Origin of the sequence: Streptomyces sp. NPDC050704, from assembly GCF_040654355.1 — a bacterium.
Lineage (GTDB): Bacteria > Actinomycetota > Actinomycetes > Streptomycetales > Streptomycetaceae > Streptomyces.
In genome coordinates, this window is record NZ_JBFAHW010000011.1 from 25,096 (window position 1) to 43,465 (window position 18,370).

Consider the following 18,370-nt stretch of genomic DNA (forward strand, 5'->3'; position numbering starts at 1 on the left):
CATCCGGTTCATCGACGGGCACTCTCCTTCGTGGACATGAGCTCGTGTTCCGCCTCCGTGCCGGCCGGCGCCTTCCTCGGCCAGAGGGCGTAACTGAGCGCGACCAGCCCGTGGATGCCGGCCGTCCGCCAGGCGGTGAACATCCAGCTCTCCAGTGAGCTCGTACGGTTCGCGTCACCCACGTACCACATCGCGATCAGGAGCAGCCCGCTCGCGACCGCGGCGGCCACGACCGTGCCGAGCCAGACCCTGCCCTCGTGGCGGGCGCGGGCCATGCCGTAGCGCGGCGGTCCTGCCGGGGGCGCGGCTCCGCCCAGCCGGTGCGCGGCATGCCCGTCGAGCCATTTCACCGTCCGGTGGCCGTGGCCGACGGTGTAGCCGATGTAGAGCGCGGCAAGACCGTGTTTCCAGCTGGGATCGGCGCCGTTCTTCAGGTCGATGGCGGTGACGACAAGCAGCACGACCTCCAGGAGCGGCTCGCACAGCAGCAGCGCGAGGCCGGTACGCGGCATCCTGAGCAGATAGCGGGTGGCCAGGCCTGCGGCCAGCAGCACCCAGAAGCCGACCTCACAGACGATGATCAGCGTGACGATCACGGTTCGCTCCTCTCGGTCACCCTTCCAGGCTCCCGGCGGGACCGGCCGCGATCGTCGTCGCCAGTGACGAAACGGCACTGCATCCTTCGATGTAGCCGCGGACCGTTCCCCAGGATCAGGCGCCGGGCGCGTACGCCGTGTTGGATGGGAACCATGGCCGTACGACTCCCCCGCCCCCACCCCGACGACGTGCGGATCGCGCTCGCGGGCCTGCTCGGCGGCCTCCTGCTGTGGGGCATCGGACTCGGCACCCGGCCCGGCGACGAGCCGATGGTGCTCTGGGAGGGCCGCTGGCCGGTCCTGCTGCCGCTCTTCGTGATGGCCGGCTGCGAGCTGCTGCGGCGGGTCCGCCCGCGTACGGTCCTCCTGGTCGGCACAGTCGCGCTGACCTGCGACACCGTCACGCAAGGCAGCCTGGTCACCGTCGTCATGTTCACGGACCTCGTGTACGCGTCCGTGCTGTACGGGCCGCCCGCCTCGGCCCGCCGCATCCCCTGGATCATGGGACTGCTCTCGGTGATCGGCACCGTGGTACCCACCGCGGTGTGGCGTGTGCCGGAGGGGGTGCTGATCGGCGTGGTCATCGGCCTGGTGACGCTCGCGCCCGCCGCCACCGGCTGGATCGTCCGCAACCACCGCGACGCCGCCGAGGCCGCCCGCCTGCGCGCCCAGCAGACCGCACTGCTCGCCGAGATGGACCGCAGCCAGGCCGTCAGCTCCGAACGCGCCCGCATGGCAAGGGAGTTGCACGACATGGTCGCCAACCACCTGTCGGCGATCGCCATCCACTCCACCGCCGCGCTCTCCCTCGACGACCCGGACACCTCCAAGGAGGCACTCGGCGTCATCCGCCAGAACAGCGTCGGAGGGCTGGCCGAGATGCGCCGCCTCATCGGCATACTGCGTGACAGCAGCGGTGACACCGAGCCGGCCGCCGCGCCCACACTGGACGGACTCGGCGCGCTCGTGGACCACGCCCGCGCCAACGGCCTCGACGTCGACCTCGACTGCACGCACACCGCGCTCCCGACCCCGGTCGAACTGGCCGCCTACCGCATCGTGCAGGAATCCCTGACCAACGCCCTCAAGCACGCCTCCGCCGGCCGTGTCACCGTCGGCATCGCCCAGCGCGACCACGCCCTCGACGTGCGGGTGACCAGCCCGTACGGCGGCGCCCGCGACGACGGCCCGCGCGCCCCCGGCTCGGGCGCGGGACTGGTCGGGATGCGGGAGCGGGTCGCCCTGCTGCACGGCAGCTTCGAGGCCGGCCCCGAGGACTCCGCCGACGGCAAGATCTGGGCCGTACACGTCACCCTCCCGGTCACCGAAGGAGAATCCGAATGATCCGCGTGCTCGTCGCCGAGGACCAGTCCGCCGTACGCGCCGGTCTCGTCCTCATCCTGCGCAGCGCCCCCGACATCGAGGTGGTCGGCGAGGCCGCGGACGGCGAGCAGGCGGTGGCGCTGGCGCGTGAACTCCGCCCCGATCTGGTCCTGATGGACGTCCAGATGCCCCGGCTCGACGGCGTCTCCGCCACCCGCCTGGTCGTCGCCGAGGAGCTCGCCGACGTGCTCGTACTGACCACCTTCGACCTCGACGAGTACGTCTTCGGGGCGCTGCGCGCGGGCGCCGCCGGCTTCCTGCTGAAGAACACCGAGGCGCGTGACCTGCTGGACGCGGTCCGCACGGTGGCACGCGGCGAGGGGATCGTCGCGCCCGCGGTCACCCGCCGGCTGATCGCCGAGTTCGCCGCGAGGCCCGCCCGCGAGCCGTCCACCGACCCGGCCGTCCTCGACTCGCTGACGAGGCGGGAGCGGGAGGTGCTGTCCTGCCTCGGAAAGGGACTGTCCAACGCCGACATCGGAATACGACTCGACATGGCCGAGGCAACCGTGAAGACCCACGTCAGCCGCCTGCTGGGAAAACTGGAGCTGCGCAGCCGGGTTCAAGCGGCCGTGCTCGCGCAGGAATTGGGCGTGTAACAAGTAACCGCACCGCACGCTCTCACTGGTCTGGACCTATTGACCTATGGTCCAGACCTTTCTATTGTCCTGCCCACCTCATCAAACTCCCCCTAGGAGACGCGGATGCGCCTCAGACACCGCTTCGGGCAGAGAGCCGTGGCAGGGCTCACCACCCTGCTCCTGCCGTTCGCCGCCATGGTCGGGCTCGCGAGCCCCGCCTCCGCCGCCACCTCGGCGACCGCCACCTACGCCAAGACCCAGGACTGGGGCACCGGCTTCGAAGGCAAGTGGACCGTCAAGAACACCGGCACCACCGGCATCAGCTCGTGGACGGTCGAGTGGGACTTCCCCTCCGGTACGTCCGTCACCTCGGCCTGGGACGCGGACGTGACGTCCTCCGGCACCCACTGGACCGCCAAGAACAAGTCCTGGAACGGCACCCTCGCCCCCGGCGCCAGCGTCTCCTTCGGCTTCAACGGCTCCGGCCCCGGCTCCCCCGCCAACTGCAAGCTCAACGGCGGCAGTTGTGACGGCGGCGGCACCGTCCCCGGCGACAGCGCCCCCTCCGCGCCCGGCAAACCGACCGCCTCCGCCGTCACCAACACCTCGGTGAAGCTCTCCTGGAGCGCGGCCACCGACGACAAGGGCGTCAAGAACTACGACGTCCTGCGCGGCGGCGCCAAGGTCGCCACGGTGACCGGCACCTCGTACACCGACACGGGCCTCACCGCCGGCACCGACTACTCCTACACCGTCCAGGCCCGCGACACCGCCGACCAGACAGGACCGGTGAGCGGCTCGGTCGCGGTGCGCACCACCGGCGGCACAGGACCGGGCCCTGACCCCGGCGACAAGGTCAAGCTCGGCTACTTCACCGAGTGGGGCGTCTACGGCCGCAACTACCACGTCAAGAACCTGGTGACCTCCGGCTCCGCACAGAAGATCACCCACATCAACTACGCGTTCGGCAACGTCAAGGGCGGCAAGTGCGTCCTGGACGACGCCTACGCAGCCACCGACAAGGCGTACACCGCCGACCAGTCCGTCAGCGGCACCGCCGACACCTGGGACCAGCCGCTGCGCGGCAACTTCAACCAGCTGCGCCAGCTGAAGGCCAAGTACCCGCACATCAAGGTGCTGTACTCCTTCGGCGGCTGGACCTACTCCGGCGGCTTCGGTGAGGCCGCCGCCAACGCGGCCGCCTTCGCCAAGTCCTGCAAGGCCGTGGTCGAAGACCCGCGCTGGGCCGATGTCTTCGACGGCATCGACATCGACTGGGAGTACCCGAACTCCTGCGGCCTGACCTGCGACACCTCGGGCCCGGCGGCCTTCAAGAACCTCTCCGCCGCGTTGCGCGCCGAGTTCGGCCCGAACTACCTGGTCACCGCGGCCATCACCGCGGACGGCTCCGCCGGCGGCAAGATCGACGCGGCCGACTACGGCGGCGCCGCCCAGTACCTCGACTGGTACAACGTGATGACGTACGACTACTTCGGCGCCTTCGCCCCCACCGGCCCGACCGCCCCGCACTCCCCGCTCACCTCCTACCCCGGCATCCCGACAGCCGGCTTCAACTCGGCCGACGCGATCGCCAAGCTCAGGGCCAAGGGCGTACCCGCGAAGAAGCTGCTGCTCGGCATCGGCTTCTACGGCCGCGGCTGGACCGGCGTCACCCAGTCCGCCCCCGGCGGCACAGCGACCGGCGCGGCCCCCGGCACGTACGAGGCGGGCATCGAGGACTACAAGATCCTCAAGACGTCCTGCCCGGCCACCGGCACCATCGCCGGCACGGCCTACGCGCACTGCGGCACCAACTGGTGGAGCTACGACACCCCGGCCACCATCGGTACGAAGATGACCTGGGCCAGAAACCAGGGCCTGGGCGGCGCGTTCTTCTGGGAGTTCAGCGGCGACACGACGAACGGTGAACTCGTGAACGCGGTCTCAACTATCGGCTGACCAGCCTGTCACGCAACATTGACGCGCTGACCGGGCGGGGCTGCTTCGAGCCACGCGAGGAAACCGGTCAGCGCGTCCTCGCTCATCGCCAGTTCGAGGCGTGTACCGCGATGGACGCAGGCGAGGACGGTGTCGTCGGAGAGCAGCGCCAGTTCCTCGTCGCCGTCCGGGGCGCGGCGGCCCATCACCTCGATCGACGAGCGTTCCAGGACGCGGCGCGGGCGGTGGGCGTACGAGAAGATGCGGAACCACTCGATGCGGTCGCCGTTGTAGCGGGCGATGCCGTAGCCCCAGCCTTTGCCGCTGGTGTCGCTCTTCTCGGGGGCGTTCCAGCGGAGGCTGCAGTCGAAGGTGCCGCCGGAGCGCTGGATCAGTCTGCGGCGCAGGTGGAAGACGAGGAGTGCCAGCGCCACCAGCACGATTACCGACCCGCACACAGTCAGAGCGAGGACCATCGACACCGACCTCCTCGTCTCCTAGGTAACGGAACGGAAAAAAGCATCCGCATCGCCTCAGCCGCGACCCGGTCCGGAGAAATCTCCGGTCCTGGCCGCGGCTGAGTCACTTCCTGTGGTGCGCTGCGTTCAGCGCACCGCCACCGCACGCAGACGGACGTCCGCACGACGCTCGGCGGACGCGTCGGCGTCCGACTTCGCGCGCTCGAGCGCCCGCTCCGCACGCTGGACGTCGATCTCGTCCGACAACTCGGCGATCTCGGCCAGCAGCGACAGCTTGTCGTCCGCGAACGAGATGAAACCGCCGTGCACCGCGGCGACGACCGTTCCACCATCACTCGTACGGATGGTCACCGGGCCCGACTCCAGCACACCGAGCAGCGGCTGGTGACCGGGCATGACGCCGATGTCGCCGGACGTGGTACGCGCGACGACCAGGGTGGCCTCGCCGGACCAGACACTGCGGTCCGCGGCGACGAGCTCGACATGCAGCTCAGCAGCCAAGGTGGGCTCCTCGGGTCACCACCCGGCGGTTGCTGCCGGGTGTTGGGTCAAAGTCTAGTAGGCGTACGAAGAGGGGCGGGACGCACCCGCCCCTCTTCACGAACACGAGGTTCAGGAGACGCCGAGCTCCTTGGCCTTGGACTTGAGGTCCTCGATGCCACCGCACATGAAGAACGCCTGCTCCGGGAAGTGGTCGTACTCGCCGTCGCAGATCGCGTTGAACGCGGCGACCGACTCGTCCAGCGGTACGTCCGAACCGTCCACGCCGGTGAACTGCTTGGCGGCGTGGGTGTTCTGGGACAGGAAGCGCTCCACGCGACGGGCACGGTGGACGACGAGCTTGTCCTCCTCGCCGAGCTCGTCGATACCGAGGATCGCGATGATGTCCTGGAGGTCCTTGTTCTTCTGCAGGATCGTCTTGACCCGCATGGCGGTGTCGTAGTGGTCCTGCGCGATGTACCGCGGGTCCAGGATGCGGGACGTGGAGTCCAGCGGGTCCACGGCCGGGTAGATGCCCTTCTCGGAGATCGGACGGGAAAGAACCGTCGTCGCGTCGAGGTGGGCGAAGGTGGTGGCAGGCGCCGGGTCGGTCAGGTCGTCCGCGGGGACGTAGATCGCCTGCATCGAGGTGATCGAGTGACCACGCGTCGAGGTGATCCGCTCCTGGAGCTGACCCATCTCGTCGGCCAGGTTCGGCTGGTAACCCACCGCGGACGGCATACGGCCGAGCAGGGTGGACACCTCGGAACCGGCCTGGGTGAAGCGGAAGATGTTGTCGATGAAGAACAGCACGTCCTGCTTCTGCACATCGCGGAAGTACTCCGCCATGGTCAGACCGGACAGCGCCACGCGCAGACGGGTGCCCGGGGGCTCGTCCATCTGGCCGAAGACAAGAGCGGTCTTGTCAAGAACACCGCTCTCTTCCATCTCCGCGATGAGGTCGTTGCCCTCACGGGTGCGCTCACCGACGCCCGCGAAGACGGAGACGCCCTCGTGGAGGTTGGCGACACGCATGATCATTTCCTGGATCAGCACGGTCTTGCCGACACCGGCACCACCGAACAGACCGATCTTTCCACCCTTGACGTACGGGGTGAGAAGGTCGACGACCTTCAGGCCGGTCTCGAACATCTCGGTCTTGGACTCGAGCTGGTCGAAGGCCGGAGCCTTGCGGTGGATGGGCCAGCGCTCGCCCTCGAACTTCTCGTCCGAGTTCAGCACCTCACCGAGGGTGTTGAACACCTTGCCCTTGGTGAAGTCGCCGACCGGGACACTGATGCCCTTGCCGGTGTCGGTCACCGCGGCCTGGCGGACCAGGCCGTCGGTGGGCTGCATCGAGATGGTGCGGACCAGGCCGTCACCCAGGTGCTGGGCGACCTCCAGGGTCAGCAGCTTCTTCTCGCCGGCGTTGGCCGGGTCGGCCACCTCGACGTGAAGGGCGTTGTAAATCTCCGGCATGGCGTCGACGGGGAATTCCACGTCGACGACCGGGCCGATGACCCGGGCGACGCGGCCCGTGGCAGCGGCCGTCTCAACTGTCGTCGTCATTACCTGTCACTCCCCGCGGACGCGTCGGCCAGGGCTGCGGAGCCACCGACGATCTCGCTGATTTCCTGGGTGATTTCGGCCTGGCGGGCCGCGTTGGCAAGTCGGGAGAGGCTGGTGATCAGGTCTCCCGCGTTGTCGGTCGCCGACTTCATCGCGCGGCGGGTGGCCGCGTGCTTGGAGGCGGCCGACTGGAGCAGCGCGTTGTAGATACGGCTCTCGACGTACCGCGGCAGGAGGGCGTCCAGGACGTCCTCCGCCGACGGCTCGAAGTCGAACAGCGGAAGGATCTCGCCCTTGGCGTGCGACTCCTCCGCGACCTCTTCGAGGCGCAGCGGCAGCAGGCGGCTGTCGACCGCCGTCTGCGTCATCATCGAGACGAACTCGGTGTAGACGATGTGGAGTTCGTCCACGCCGCCGTCCGCCGTCTCCTTCTCGATGGCCTCGATCAGCGGAACGGCGACCTTCTTCGCGTCCGCGTACGTGGGCTGGTCGGTGAAGCCCGACCACGACTCCGCGACCTTGCGCTCACGGAAGTTGTAGTGGGCCAGACCGCGGCGGCCGACGATGTACGTGTCGACCTCCTTGCCCTCGGCCTCAAGACGTGCGGTCAGCCGCTCCGCCGCCTTGATGGCGTTGGAGTTGAAGGCGCCGGCCAGTCCGCGGTCGCTCGAGAGGAGCAGCACCGCGGAACGGGTCGCCGTCTCCGCCTCCGTGGTCAGCGGGTGCTTCGTGTTCGAACCGGTCCCGACCGCCGTGACCGCGCGGGTGAGCTCGGTCGCGTACGGCGTGGAGGCCGCCACCTTGCGCTGCGCCTTGACGACACGCGAGGCGGCGATCATCTCCATCGCCTTGGTGATCTTCTTGGTCGCGGTGATGGTTTTGATGCGACGCTTGTAGACCCGGAGCTGGGCTCCCATGAGTCAGGTCCCTTCCGTCGTCACTTGCCCGCGGCGGCAGGGGTGTCCTCGCCGAGCAGCTTGCCGTCCGACGTCTCGAACTGCTTCTTGAAGTCCGCGATCGCGTCGGCGATGGCCTGCAGGGTGTCGTCCGACATCTTGCCGCCCTCCTTGATGGAGGTCATGAGGCCCTGCTCCTTGCGGTGCAGGTACTCCAGGAGCTCCTTCTCGAAGCGGCGGATGTCGTTGACCGGGACCTCGTCCATCTTGCCGGTGGTACCGGCCCAGACGGAGACGACCTGGTCCTCGGTGGCCATCGGCTGGTACTGAGCCTGCTTGAGCAGCTCGACCATCCGCTGACCGCGCTCCAGCTGGGCCTTCGAGGAGGCGTCCAGGTCGGAACCGAAGGCGGCGAACGCCTCCAGCTCACGGAACTGGGCGAGGTCCACGCGAAGACGGCCGGAGACCTGGCGCATCGCCTTGTGCTGGGCGGAACCGCCGACTCGGGAGACGGAGATACCGACGTTCAGCGCGGGGCGCTGACCGGCGTTGAACAGGTCCGACTCCAGGAAGCACTGGCCGTCGGTGATGGAGATGACGTTGGTCGGGATGAACGCCGAGACGTCGTTGGCCTTCGTCTCGACGATCGGCAGACCGGTCATCGAGCCCGCGCCCATCTCGTCGGAGAGCTTCGCGCAGCGCTCCAGCAGACGGGAGTGCAGGTAGAAGACGTCACCGGGGTAGGCCTCGCGCCCCGGCGGACGGCGGAGCAGCAGGGACACGGCGCGGTAGGCGTCGGCCTGCTTCGAGAGGTCGTCGAAGATGATGAGGACGTGCTTGCCCTCGTACATCCACTGCTGGCCGATGGCCGAACCGGTGTACGGCGCCAGGTACTTGAAGCCGGCCGGGTCGGACGCCGGGGCGGCGACGATGGTCGTGTACTCCAGCGCGCCGGCCTCTTCGAGGGCGCCACGCACGGAGGCGATGGTCGAGCCCTTCTGGCCGATGGCGACGTAGACGCAGCGGACCTGCTTCTTCGGGTCGCCGGTGCGCCAGTTGTCACGCTGGTTGATGATCGTGTCGACGGCCAGGGCGGTCTTGCCGGTCTGGCGGTCACCGATGACCAGCTGACGCTGGCCACGGCCGATCGGGGTCATCGCGTCGACGGCCTTGTAGCCGGTCTCCATCGGCTCGTGCACCGACTTACGGGCCATGACGCCCGGGGCCTGCAGCTCGAGGGCGCGGCGGCCGGACGTCTCGATCTCGCCGAGGCCGTCGATCGGGGCGCCGAGCGGGTCGACCACGCGGCCGAGGTAGCCCTCGCCCACGGCGACCGACAGGACCTCGCCGGTACGGGTGACCGGCTGGCCCTCCTCGATACCGCTGAACTCGCCGAGGATGACGGTACCGATCTCGCGCTCTTCGAGGTTGAGCGCAAGACCGAGGGTGCCGTCCTCGAACTTCAGCAGTTCGTTGGCCATGGCCGAGGGCAGGCCCTCGACCTTCGCGATGCCGTCGCCGGCAAGGGTGACCGTACCGACCTCCTCGCGCGAGGCCGCGTCCGGCTTGTACGACTGGACAAAGTTCTCCAGCGCATCCCGGATCTCCTCCGGCCGGATCGTGAGCTCCGCCATCTGGGTTCCCTGCTCTCCTTGTTGGGCCCGAAGTTTTCTTGGGGGGTCTGGGGTCAGCCCCCAGGAATCCTCTGCACGGCCCAACCAGGGCCGTAAGTACTACGTGGTGATGCGTGCGTATTGAGTTGCTGCGTTGCTGCTAGCCCGCCATGCGGCGGCTGGCGTCGTCGATCCGGTCCGCGATGGAACCGTTGATGATCTCGTCGCCGACCTGCACCCTGATCCCGCCGAGGACCTCGGGGTCCACGTCCAGGTTGAGGTGCATCTGACGGCCGTAGAGCTTCGCGAGGGCGGCACCGAGGCGCTGCTTCTGCGCGTCGCTCAGCGGAACCGCCGAGGTGACGACGGCGACCATGCGGTTGCGACGGTCGGCGGCGAGCTTGGACAGGGACTCGAGTCCCGATTCCAGGCTACGTCCCCGGGGCGCGGTCACAAGGCGCGTGACCAACCGCTCGGTGACGGCGTTGGCCCGGCCGCCGAGCAGGCTGCGCAGCAGCTCGCTCTTGGGTCCGGTGCCGGCGCCGCGGTGGGTCAGCGCGGCCCGCAGCTCGGTGTTCGAAGAGACGATCCGGCCGAACCGGAACAGCTCGTCCTCGACCTCGTCCAGGGCGCCCGCCTGCTGCGCCGCCGTGAGGTCGGCGGTGTCGGCCAGCTCCTCGACGGAGTCCACCAGGTCGCGCGAACGCGACCAGCGGGAGCGCACCAGACCGGCCACCAGGTCGGCGGTCGTGCCGCTGACCTGGCCCGCGAGGAGGCGTCCGGCCAGTTCGGCCTTCGCCTCGCCGCCCTGCGCCGGGTCGGTGAGGACCCGACGCAACGACACCTCGCGGTCGAGCAGCGCGGTGACGGCGGCCAGCTGGTCGGCGAGCTGCGCCGCGTCGACGGACGTGTTGTCCGTCAGCGCGTCGAGACGCTCACGTGCGGCTGCCAGGGCCTCGCGGCTCGCTCCGTTCATCGCGTGGCCTCGGCCTTCGAAGCGGTCTCGTCGAGGCCGTCGAGGAACCGGTCGATCGTGCGCGACTGCCGGGCGTGGTCCTCGAGGGACTCGCCGACGAGCTTGCCGGCCAGGTCGGTGGCCAGCTTGCCGACGTCCTGGCGCAGCGCCTGCGCGGCGGCCTTGCGGTCGGCCGCGATCTGCGAGTGACCGGCGGCGACGATCTCCTCACGCTGCCGCTGGCCTTCCGCGCGCATCTCCGCGATGAGCGTGGCGCCCTGCTCCTGCGCCTCCTGGCGCAGACGCGCGGCCTCGTGCCGGGCCTCGTTGAGCTGAGCCTTGTACTGCTCCAGGACGCTCTGGGCCTCGGTCTTCATGGCGTCGGCCTCTTCGATACCACCTTCGATCGCCGCGCGGCGCTCGTCCAGAACCTTGTTGATGTTCGGAACAAGCTTCTTCCAGAAGAAGAAGAACACGATGGCGAAGGCGATGGTGCCGACGAGCAGCTCGGGGCCAGGCGGGATGAGCGGGTTCTGCTCTTCCTCGGCCGCCAGCTGTACCAGGTTGGCGATCACATCAGTGCCTTTCGTCTAACGGGGCTGTTCGTCTTCAGCTGTCAGCTGCCGTAGACGAACGGCATGACGATGCCGATGAGGGCGAGCGCCTCACAGAAGGCGAAACCGAGGATCTGGTTGGCGCGGATCAGGCCGGCGGCTTCGGGCTGACGGGCCAGAGCCTCAGTGCCCTTACCGAAGACGATGCCGACGCCGATGCCGGGACCAATGGCAGCGAGGCCGTAACCGATGGAGCCGAGGGCCTTGATGTCACCGGTGAGAGCGGCGAGTTCGAGGGTCGCGGACATGCCGTTACTTCCTTCTCTTTCATGGACCGATGGGGGTTGACCATCGGGCGCTTAGGGGGTTGTGGAGGGCGCTCAGTGGTGCTTGGCGAGAGCGCCCTGGATGTACGTGCAGGCCAGCAGTACGAAGACGTACGCCTGAACGGCCTGCACAAAGAGCTCGAAGAGGATCATGCCCATGGTCATCACGAAGGAGACCCCGGCGGCAGGAACCAGCCAGCTGTTCAGCAGGTACCAGGAGGCGACGGTGAACATCACCAGCATCAGGTGGCCGGCGAACATGTTGGCGAAGAGTCGCACCGCGTGGGTGAAGGGCCGCACAAGGAGGTTCGAGAAGAACTCGATGAACGACACGAGCCAGCGGATCGGGCCCAGCGACTTGTCGTAGCCGGTGATGTTCTTCCAGCCACCGACGAAGCCGTGCCGCTTGAACGTCAGAGGCACCCAGATCAGGTACACGATGAGCGCGAGGATCATCGGGTACGCGATGACCGAGGAGACCGGGAACTGGGTCAGCGGGATCACGGACCAGATGTTCATGATCCATACGAAGAAGAAGATCGAGACCATCAGGGGGACGTACTTCTCGCCCTCCTTCTTCCCCATCGTCTCGTAGACGATCCCGCGGCGTACGAAGTCGTACCCCATCTCGCCGATCATCTGGAGCTTGCCGGGGATCACCTTCGCCTTGCCGAACGCGGCGTAGAAGAAGGTGACGACAACGAGCGTGGTGAGCAGGGCGAGCAGCATCACCTTGTTGAACTCGAACCCACCGACCTCGACGATCGGCTTGAAGAGGAACGAGTGCAGGCCCGGAGCCGGGAAGCCGCAGCCGTTGTCGGCCATGATCCGACAGTTCCACTCAAAGGCGAGCTGGGTCTGGTCAGCACTCACCACGGGCTCCTTCGGCGTGACGCATAGGTACGGCAACCTCGTTGTGTCGGCGCGGCGCGCAGCCGCGAGTCGGCACTGGACTGGTGTTACGGATATGGGGGCGGCTGGGGGGCATCGAGCCTCGCGATTGAGCAGGCGTCAGCTCAGATGCCCGCGCCCGCGATGCCGCAGTTGGCACCGGACGATAGCAGGATCCCGAACAGGCATTTATCCCGGCCCTACCCTTCACGTCGACGACCCGGACTTTTCGGACTTCCCACTCTCCGAATCGGGGTCTACGTAAAGAATCTTGGCCTTCATCTGCGCCCGGGCCTGCGCGGCCATCCATGTGACGGTCCCCAGGACCAGGGCGACCGCGAACGCCTTGGGATTGAACAGGGTGGTGTCCTTGAAGAGGGACACGAAGATCAGCAGGAGCAGCAACTGGGAGACGTAGAGCATCAGACCCATGGCCTGAAACAGCTGCGGAAGAGATGCGGCCGTGCGCTGCAGAACGAAGAGTCCGAGCCCCATGAAGGCGATGACCACCAGCGTGCCGACAACGGCCCCGATCGCCCCCTTGCCACCGGCGACCACAGCACTGACAGCGACGGCGATCGCGCCGACGGCAGCTGTGGGCACAGCGGCTTGGAGAAGGATCCGGACGTCGTTGGACGGCATGGCGGCAACTCCGCTTACTCAAGGGGGAAGGGTGTCGTCATGGACGAGCGTAGTCCGGGAACGAGAGAGAACCTCACGCCAATGGACCGTCGCACTGCGGTCCTTCGGCTCTGCCCCCGGGGTCTCGTGAACCGTATCACAAACTATTTGATGAGGTCTTTACCTGGTTGGTGTGCCCGGCGTCACACATGAGAGTGAACCTGCGCGTTTGTGCACTCAGGAGACCAACTTGTCTGCTATTGGGGCGGTTTACGGATGCGGCTCCGATGGCGCCCTCGCGACGCTCTTATCGGATTCTTACCTTCCGTCAGCGCGACGTGCCGGCCTCGCGCCCTTCCAGGAGGCGCGAACGGGGGCCAACAGCGGTCGCCCCGTTGACTCCTGAGACGCCGACCGTGACCGGCGTACGACGTTCGCCGGAGTCCGACTCGTCGCTCGGCTCCTCGTCTGCCCCGCCGTTCGCCGTATACGCGTCCGCGGGCACGCTCTCCGCAGCCTCCGTGGTCTCGGCGCCGTCGCAGGCCTCTCCGGCCTGCTGGGCGATCCCCTTGCGGCGGCGGTAGCGGGGCGGCACGAAGTGCTCGGCCCAGCGCGGGGCGCGCGGCGTGAAGCGCGGCAGCAGGAGCAGCACGAGGCCCACCGCGCTGAGCGCCATGATGCCGAGCACGATCCACATGGCCCCGGAGTTCACGGAGTAGCCGAGGGCGCCGAACGCGATCAGCGCCGACCAGAAGTACATGATGAGCACGGCCCGGCTGTGCGAGTGCCCGATCTCCAGGAGCCGGTGGTGCAGGTGGCCGCGGTCGGCGGCGAACGGCGACTGGCCGTTCCAGGTGCGCCGCACGATGGCCAGCACCAGGTCGGCCGCCGGGACGGCGATGATCGTCAGCGGCAGCAGCAACGGGATGTAGACCGGCACCGTCTGGTGCACGGCCTCCTTCTCGGACCCGGCGAACAGGTTCATCGCGTCGGGGTCGACCTGCCCGGTGATGGAGATGGCACCGGCCGCGAGCACCAGGCCGATGAGCATCGAGCCCGAGTCGCCCATGAAGATCCGCGCGGGGTGCATGTTGTGCGGCAGGAAGCCGAGGCACATGCCCATGAGGATCGCGGAGAAGAGGGTGGCGGGGGCGGCGGACTCGAGGCCGTAGCCGTACCAGATGCGGTACGCGTACATGAAGAACGCGGCGGCCGCGATGCACACCATGCCGGCGGCGAGGCCGTCGAGGCCGTCGACGAAGTTCACGGCGTTGATGGTGATCACGACGAGCGCGACGGTCAGCAGCGTGCCCTGCCACTGGGTCAGCGAGACCGAGCCGACGCCCGGGACCGGCAGCCACAGGATCGTCAGACCCTGCATGACCATGACGCCCGCGGCGATCATCTGGCCGCCGAGCTTGATCAGGGCGTCGATCTCGAACTTGTCGTCCAGGACGCCGATCAGCCAGATCAGCGCGGCGCCGGAGAGCAGGGCCCTCGGTTCGTTGGAGTTGGTGAACACCTCGTTGAGGTTCGTCAGGTGGTCGGCGGTCAGCAGACCGGCGCACAGTCCGAAGAACATCGCGATGCCGCCGAGCCGCGGTGTGGGCTCCCGGTGCACGTCACGTGCCCGGATCTCCGGCATCGCTCCGGCCACGATCGCGAACTTCCGCACCGGCCCGGTCAGCAGGTACGTCACCGCGGCCGTGATGCAGAGCGTCAGGAGGTATTCACGCACGGGCTTCCCCACAAGTCTCGCTGGCCATCTCAGCCCCACACCCTAGCTTCGTGCGCATACGGTTGGGGACTTCCGGGTAGAGCCGATGGTTGCACGAGTGGCTGTGTACCAACGCGCTCCTACCCCGCTCTAGGCCGGATACGGCGGAAATCTGCCGGACAGCTCCCGTACTTCTTCACGCACCTGGCGCCCTGCCGACTCGTCCCGCAGCGCCACGGCGAAGAGTACGGCGATCCGGGCCATCTCGGCCTCGCCCATGCCCTGGGTGGTGACGGCGGCCGTCCCCAGGCGCAGTCCGCGCACGTCCGGGTGCGGCAGCGCGCAGGTGTCGAGGACCATTCCGGCGGCGGCGAGGCGGCCGCGGGCGGTGCGGCCGTCCACGCCCAGCGGGGCCGGGTCGACGGTCAGCAGGTGGGTGTCGGTGCCGCCCGTGGTGACGGCCAGGCCCTCGGCGGCCAGACCCCGCGCCAGCACCCGGGCGTTCGCGACCACCTGATGGGCGTACGCGGTGAACGCCGGTGTTGCCGCCTCGCCGAACGCGACTGCCTTCGCGGCGATGGTGTGCATCTGGGCGCCGCCCTGGGTGAACGGGAAGACCGCCCGGTCCACCCGCTCGGCCAGTTCGCTCCCGCACAGCAGCATGCCGCCGCGCGGGCCGCGCAGCACCTTGTGGGTGGTCGCGCACACGACATCGGCGTACGGCACCGGGCTGGGCGCCGCTCCCCCGGCGACGAGCCCGATGGGATGGGCGGCGTCGGCGATGAGATACGCGCCCACCTCGTCGGCCACCTCCCGGAAGGCGGCGTAGTCGATGTGCCGGGGATACGAGATCGACCCGCACACGATCGCCTTCGGCCGGTGGGCGCGGGCCAGAGTCCGCACCTGCTCGTGGTCGATGAGCCCGGACTCCGCCTCGACCCCGTAGCCGACGAAGTCGAACCAGCGGCCGGAGAAGTTGACGGGCGAGCCGTGCGTGAGGTGGCCGCCGTGCGGCAGGCCCATCGCGAGGACGGTGTCGCCGGGCCGCAGCAGGGCGGCGTACGCGGCGAGCACGGCCGAACTCCCGGAGTGGGACTGCACGTTGGCGTGATCGGCGCCGAAGAGGGCCTTCGCGCGGGCCACGGCGACCCGCTCGGCGACGTCGACCAGCTCGCAGCCGCCGTGGTGCCGGGCGCCGGGATATCCCTCGGCGTACTTGTTCGCGAGCGGCGAGCCCAGGGCGGCCAGCACGGCCGGCGAGGTGACGTTCTCGGCGGCGATCAGCTGGAGCGTCGTCGACTGCCGCTCCAGCTCCCCGAGGAGGATCTCGGCCAGCTCCGGATCCTGCCGGCCGAGCACATCGACCGACAGCGGACCTTCAAGCGCATGTGTGACCGGCATGGCGGACTCCGGACCTCGGCGGGGGGACGCTATGTCCAATGTAGAACCGAGTCCCCTGCTGCGCCCGGTGTTACGCCCGAGCCGGTACCCCCGTAAGTGCCGTCACCACCGGATCCAGGGCCTGCTGGATTTCGTCGCCCACCGAGCGGAAGAAGGGCAGGGGGGCGCCGTACGGGTCGTACACCTCGTCGGCTTCCGCCGTCGGGGCCAGGAGCCACCCGCGTAGAGCCGCCGCGGCGCGGACCAGGGCACGCGCGCGTTCGACCATGCCGTCCTCCAGGGGCGGGAGCGTGGCGGGGTCTATGGCGCGGACCAGGCGGGTGAACTCCTTCAGGGTGAAGGTGCGCAGGCCCGCCGAGTGGCCCATGGAGATGACCTGGGCGCGGTGGTCGCGGGTGGCCGTCAGGACCAGGTCGGCCCTGATGACGTGCTCGTCGAGGAGTTCGCGGCCCACGAAGCCGGAGGCGTCCGCGCCGAAGTCGGCCAGGACCGCCTCCGCGTTGGCCTCCATGGGCGCGCCCTCGTGGCCCCAGGTGCCGGCGCTCTCCACGATCAGGCCGCCCCACAGCGGGTCGCCGAGCCGGTCCGCCAGGGCATGGCGGGTCAGCCGCTCGGTGATCGGCGAGCGGCACACGTTGCCGGTGCTGACGTGGAGGATGCGGAAGGAGTCCCCCGTGGCCCCGTCGCCGTAAGCCCCCGTGAACCCCGTCCCCGTACCTATGCCACGCCCCGCGTCAGGGGCTGTCAATTCGCCACCTCGAGGTCGGGTACGACCTTTCGCAGCTCCTCGGCCGACAGGGCGCCCGCACGCAGGAGCACGGGCACCTTGCCCGTCACGTCGACGATCGAGGAGGGCACGATGCCGGGCGTCGGGCCGCCGTCCAGGTAGACCGAGACGGAGTCGCCGAGCATCTCCTGCGCGGCGTCGCAGTCCTCGGGCGCCGCGTGTCCCGTGAGGTTCGCGGAGGAGACGGCCATCGGGCCGACCTCGGTGAGCAGCTCGATGGCGACCGGGTGCAGCGGCATGCGCACGGCGACGGTGCCACGGGTGTCCCCCAGGTCCCACTGGAGGGACGGCTGGTGCTTGGCGACCAGGGTCAGCGCGCCCGGCCAGAAGGCGTCGACGAGCTCCCACGCCATCTCGGAGAAGTCCGTGACCAGGCCGTGCAACGTGTTCGGGGAGCCGATGAGGACGGGCGTGGGCATGCTCCGGCCGCGCCCCTTGGCCTCCAGCAGATCGGTGACGGCCTCGGAGCTGAACGCGTCGGCGCCGACCCCGTACACGGTGTCGGTCGGCAGCACCACGAGCTCGCCTCGGCGGACGGCCGACGCGGCCTCACGCAGACCGGTCGAGCGGTCGGTCGCGTCGTTGGTGTCGTATCGCCGTGCCATCAGCAAGCCTCCTCGAACACGCGGGCCCCTTTGGCCGCGCATTTAACGTTTTCCACGTCGTCCACGCAAGAAGTCGCCGCGGTCATGGCATCGCCCTGCGGGCGGTCGCGAACCGCGGCCGGTTGTTGAGGTCGGGGTGGTCGGCGGCATCGGCCCAGCCCCGCTCCTCGGTGAAGATCCACGGCACCTGGCCGCCCTGGGTGTCGGCATGTTCGACGACAACGACGCCGCCCGGGCGCAACAGCCGGTGCGCGGTGCGCTCCAGGCCGCGGATGAGGTCGAGTCCGTCCTCGCCGGAGAACAGGGCGAGTTCGGGGTCGTGGTCCCGGGCCTCGGGCTGGACGTACTCCCACTCGGTGAGCGGGATGTACGGCGGGTTGGCGATGACGAGGTCCACCTGGCCGTCGAGGTCGGGGAAGGCGTCCAGCGCGTTGCCCTGGCGCAGGTCGACCCTGGACCCCTCGACGTTCTTACGGGTCCACTTGAGGGCGTCCTCGGACAGCTCCACGGCGTGTACGCGGGAGCGCGGCACCTCCTGCGCGAGGGCGAGCGCGATGGCCCCGGACCCCGTGCACAGGTCGACGATCAGCGGTTCCACGACATCCATGGCGCGTACGGCGTCTATGGCCCAGCCGACGACGGACTCGGTCTCCGGGCGGGGCACGAACACCCCTGGCCCGACCTGGAGTTCCAGGTACCGGAAGTAGGCCCGCCCGGTGATGTGCTGGAGCGGTTCGCGGGCCTCCCGGCGCGCGATGACCTCCCAGTAACGGGCGTCGAAGTCCGAGTCCTTGACGGTGTGCAGCTCGCCCCGTTTCACGGCGTGCACGAAGGCGGCGAGTTCCTCGGCGTCGTTGCGCGGCGAGGGCACTCCGGCGTCGGCCAGCCGCTGCGTGGCCTGGGCCACTTCCGCGAGCAGCACGCCGCGGGGGTTTGGGGGTCGCCCCCCAAGATGTTGCTGCACGCTGGTCCTCCGGG

19 protein-coding genes are annotated in these 18,370 nt (G+C 68.9%); 3 read left to right on the forward strand and 16 right to left on the reverse strand.

Features of this window, described 5'->3' with window-relative positions:
• Positions 1 to 8 precede the first annotated feature (8 nt).
• Positions 9 to 596 (reverse strand): hypothetical protein, encoded by a 588-nt coding sequence (locus AB0I18_RS08365; protein WP_363104602.1) that lies wholly within the window; start codon positions 594 to 596, stop codon positions 9 to 11.
• Positions 597 to 749: 153 nt separating this feature from the next.
• On the opposite strand from AB0I18_RS08365, the gene AB0I18_RS08370 reads away from it, so the two are divergent.
• The 3 genes from AB0I18_RS08370 to AB0I18_RS08380 all read left to right on the forward strand — a co-directional run bounded on the left by AB0I18_RS08370 (position 750) and on the right by AB0I18_RS08380 (position 4,519).
• Positions 750 to 1,940, forward strand: coding sequence for a histidine kinase (locus AB0I18_RS08370; protein ID WP_363104603.1), 1,191 nt, complete (start codon positions 750 to 752; stop codon positions 1,938 to 1,940).
• Positions 1,937 to 2,578, forward strand: coding sequence for a response regulator transcription factor (locus AB0I18_RS08375; RefSeq protein ID WP_363104604.1), 642 nt, complete (start codon positions 1,937 to 1,939; stop codon positions 2,576 to 2,578). The genes AB0I18_RS08370 and AB0I18_RS08375 overlap by 4 nt, the downstream gene beginning before the upstream one ends.
• A 105-nt stretch (positions 2,579 to 2,683) precedes the next feature.
• Positions 2,684 to 4,519 carry a glycoside hydrolase family 18 chitinase gene (locus AB0I18_RS08380; RefSeq protein WP_363104605.1) on the forward strand — a complete coding sequence of 612 codons (1,836 nt, stop codon included), beginning with the start codon at positions 2,684 to 2,686 and terminating at the stop codon, positions 4,517 to 4,519.
• 8 nt (positions 4,520 to 4,527) lie between these two features.
• Here the strand turns inward: AB0I18_RS08380 and AB0I18_RS08385 are convergent, their stop codons facing one another.
• The 15 genes from AB0I18_RS08385 to prmC all read right to left on the reverse strand — a co-directional run bounded on the left by AB0I18_RS08385 (position 4,528) and on the right by prmC (position 18,314).
• Positions 4,528 to 4,974, reverse strand: a complete 447-nt coding sequence (locus AB0I18_RS08385; RefSeq protein WP_363104606.1) for a DUF2550 domain-containing protein — start codon at positions 4,972 to 4,974, stop codon at positions 4,528 to 4,530.
• Positions 4,975 to 5,103: 129 nt separating this feature from the next.
• Positions 5,104 to 5,478 (reverse strand): F0F1 ATP synthase subunit epsilon, encoded by a 375-nt coding sequence (locus AB0I18_RS08390; RefSeq protein WP_363104607.1) that lies wholly within the window; start codon positions 5,476 to 5,478, stop codon positions 5,104 to 5,106.
• Positions 5,479 to 5,589: 111 nt separating this feature from the next.
• On the reverse strand, positions 5,590 to 7,026 hold the full coding sequence (gene atpD / locus AB0I18_RS08395) for a F0F1 ATP synthase subunit beta (RefSeq protein WP_363104608.1): 1,437 nt from the start codon (positions 7,024 to 7,026) through the stop codon (positions 5,590 to 5,592).
• A complete protein-coding gene (locus AB0I18_RS08400; RefSeq protein WP_363104609.1) occupies positions 7,026 to 7,943 on the reverse strand; it encodes a F0F1 ATP synthase subunit gamma in 918 nt (305 codons plus the stop codon). The genes atpD and AB0I18_RS08400 overlap by 1 nt, the downstream gene beginning before the upstream one ends.
• Positions 7,944 to 7,963: 20 nt before the next feature.
• Positions 7,964 to 9,556 carry a F0F1 ATP synthase subunit alpha gene (atpA, locus tag AB0I18_RS08405; RefSeq protein ID WP_363104610.1) on the reverse strand — a complete coding sequence of 531 codons (1,593 nt, stop codon included), beginning with the start codon at positions 9,554 to 9,556 and terminating at the stop codon, positions 7,964 to 7,966.
• A 139-nt stretch (positions 9,557 to 9,695) separates the two neighbouring features.
• Complete coding sequence (locus AB0I18_RS08410; RefSeq protein WP_363104611.1) at positions 9,696 to 10,511, reverse strand: F0F1 ATP synthase subunit delta; 816 nt, start codon at positions 10,509 to 10,511, stop codon at positions 9,696 to 9,698.
• Positions 10,508 to 11,065, reverse strand: coding sequence for a F0F1 ATP synthase subunit B (locus AB0I18_RS08415; protein WP_363104612.1), 558 nt, complete (start codon positions 11,063 to 11,065; stop codon positions 10,508 to 10,510). The genes AB0I18_RS08410 and AB0I18_RS08415 overlap by 4 nt, the downstream gene beginning before the upstream one ends.
• A gap of 41 nt (positions 11,066 to 11,106) precedes the next feature.
• Positions 11,107 to 11,352: an ATP synthase F0 subunit C gene (gene atpE, locus AB0I18_RS08420; RefSeq protein WP_363104613.1), complete on the reverse strand. Its 246-nt coding sequence runs from the start codon at positions 11,350 to 11,352 to the stop codon at positions 11,107 to 11,109.
• Between the two features lie 72 nt (positions 11,353 to 11,424).
• Positions 11,425 to 12,195, reverse strand: a complete 771-nt coding sequence (atpB, locus tag AB0I18_RS08425) for a F0F1 ATP synthase subunit A (protein WP_363104715.1) — start codon at positions 12,193 to 12,195, stop codon at positions 11,425 to 11,427.
• Positions 12,196 to 12,468: 273 nt separating this feature from the next.
• A complete protein-coding gene (locus AB0I18_RS08430) occupies positions 12,469 to 12,903 on the reverse strand; it encodes a hypothetical protein (RefSeq protein WP_363104614.1) in 435 nt (144 codons plus the stop codon).
• Between the two features lie 307 nt (positions 12,904 to 13,210).
• Positions 13,211 to 14,620: an MraY family glycosyltransferase gene (locus AB0I18_RS08435; RefSeq protein WP_363104615.1), complete on the reverse strand. Its 1,410-nt coding sequence runs from the start codon at positions 14,618 to 14,620 to the stop codon at positions 13,211 to 13,213.
• A gap of 129 nt (positions 14,621 to 14,749) precedes the next feature.
• Complete coding sequence (gene glyA / locus AB0I18_RS08440; protein WP_363104616.1) at positions 14,750 to 16,000, reverse strand: serine hydroxymethyltransferase; 1,251 nt, start codon at positions 15,998 to 16,000, stop codon at positions 14,750 to 14,752.
• A 70-nt stretch (positions 16,001 to 16,070) separates the two neighbouring features.
• Positions 16,071 to 16,748 carry a protein-tyrosine-phosphatase gene (locus AB0I18_RS08445; protein WP_363104617.1) on the reverse strand — a complete coding sequence of 226 codons (678 nt, stop codon included), beginning with the start codon at positions 16,746 to 16,748 and terminating at the stop codon, positions 16,071 to 16,073.
• Positions 16,745 to 17,392, reverse strand: coding sequence for an L-threonylcarbamoyladenylate synthase (locus AB0I18_RS08450; RefSeq protein WP_363104618.1), 648 nt, complete (start codon positions 17,390 to 17,392; stop codon positions 16,745 to 16,747). Before AB0I18_RS08450 ends, AB0I18_RS08445 begins: the two co-directional genes overlap by 4 nt.
• Before the next feature lie 82 nt (positions 17,393 to 17,474).
• Positions 17,475 to 18,314 carry a peptide chain release factor N(5)-glutamine methyltransferase gene (prmC, locus tag AB0I18_RS08455; protein WP_363104619.1) on the reverse strand — a complete coding sequence of 280 codons (840 nt, stop codon included), beginning with the start codon at positions 18,312 to 18,314 and terminating at the stop codon, positions 17,475 to 17,477.
• Positions 18,315 to 18,370 lie beyond the last annotated feature (56 nt).

Bases quoted from the DNA above. Each gene is read 5' to 3' on its own strand.
- AB0I18_RS08370 (WP_363104603.1), top strand. From the start codon at position 750: ATGGCCGTACGACTCCCCCGCCCCCACCCCGACGACGTGCGGATCGCG.
- AB0I18_RS08375 (WP_363104604.1), top strand. From the start codon at position 1,937: ATGATCCGCGTGCTCGTCGCCGAGGACCAGTCCGCCGTACGCGCCGGT.
- AB0I18_RS08380 (WP_363104605.1), top strand. From the start codon at position 2,684: ATGCGCCTCAGACACCGCTTCGGGCAGAGAGCCGTGGCAGGGCTCACC.
- AB0I18_RS08385 (WP_363104606.1), bottom strand. From the start codon at position 4,974: ATGGTCCTCGCTCTGACTGTGTGCGGGTCGGTAATCGTGCTGGTGGCG.
- atpD (WP_363104608.1), bottom strand. From the start codon at position 7,026: ATGACGACGACAGTTGAGACGGCCGCTGCCACGGGCCGCGTCGCCCGG.
- AB0I18_RS08400 (WP_363104609.1), bottom strand. From the start codon at position 7,943: ATGGGAGCCCAGCTCCGGGTCTACAAGCGTCGCATCAAAACCATCACC.
- atpA (WP_363104610.1), bottom strand. From the start codon at position 9,556: ATGGCGGAGCTCACGATCCGGCCGGAGGAGATCCGGGATGCGCTGGAG.
- AB0I18_RS08410 (WP_363104611.1), bottom strand. From the start codon at position 10,511: ATGAACGGAGCGAGCCGCGAGGCCCTGGCAGCCGCACGTGAGCGTCTC.
- atpE (WP_363104613.1), bottom strand. From the start codon at position 11,352: ATGTCCGCGACCCTCGAACTCGCCGCTCTCACCGGTGACATCAAGGCC.
- atpB (WP_363104715.1), bottom strand. From the start codon at position 12,195: ATGGCCGACAACGGCTGCGGCTTCCCGGCTCCGGGCCTGCACTCGTTC.
- AB0I18_RS08430 (WP_363104614.1), bottom strand. From the start codon at position 12,903: ATGCCGTCCAACGACGTCCGGATCCTTCTCCAAGCCGCTGTGCCCACA.
- glyA (WP_363104616.1), bottom strand. From the start codon at position 16,000: ATGCCGGTCACACATGCGCTTGAAGGTCCGCTGTCGGTCGATGTGCTC.
- AB0I18_RS08450 (WP_363104618.1), bottom strand. From the start codon at position 17,392: ATGGCACGGCGATACGACACCAACGACGCGACCGACCGCTCGACCGGT.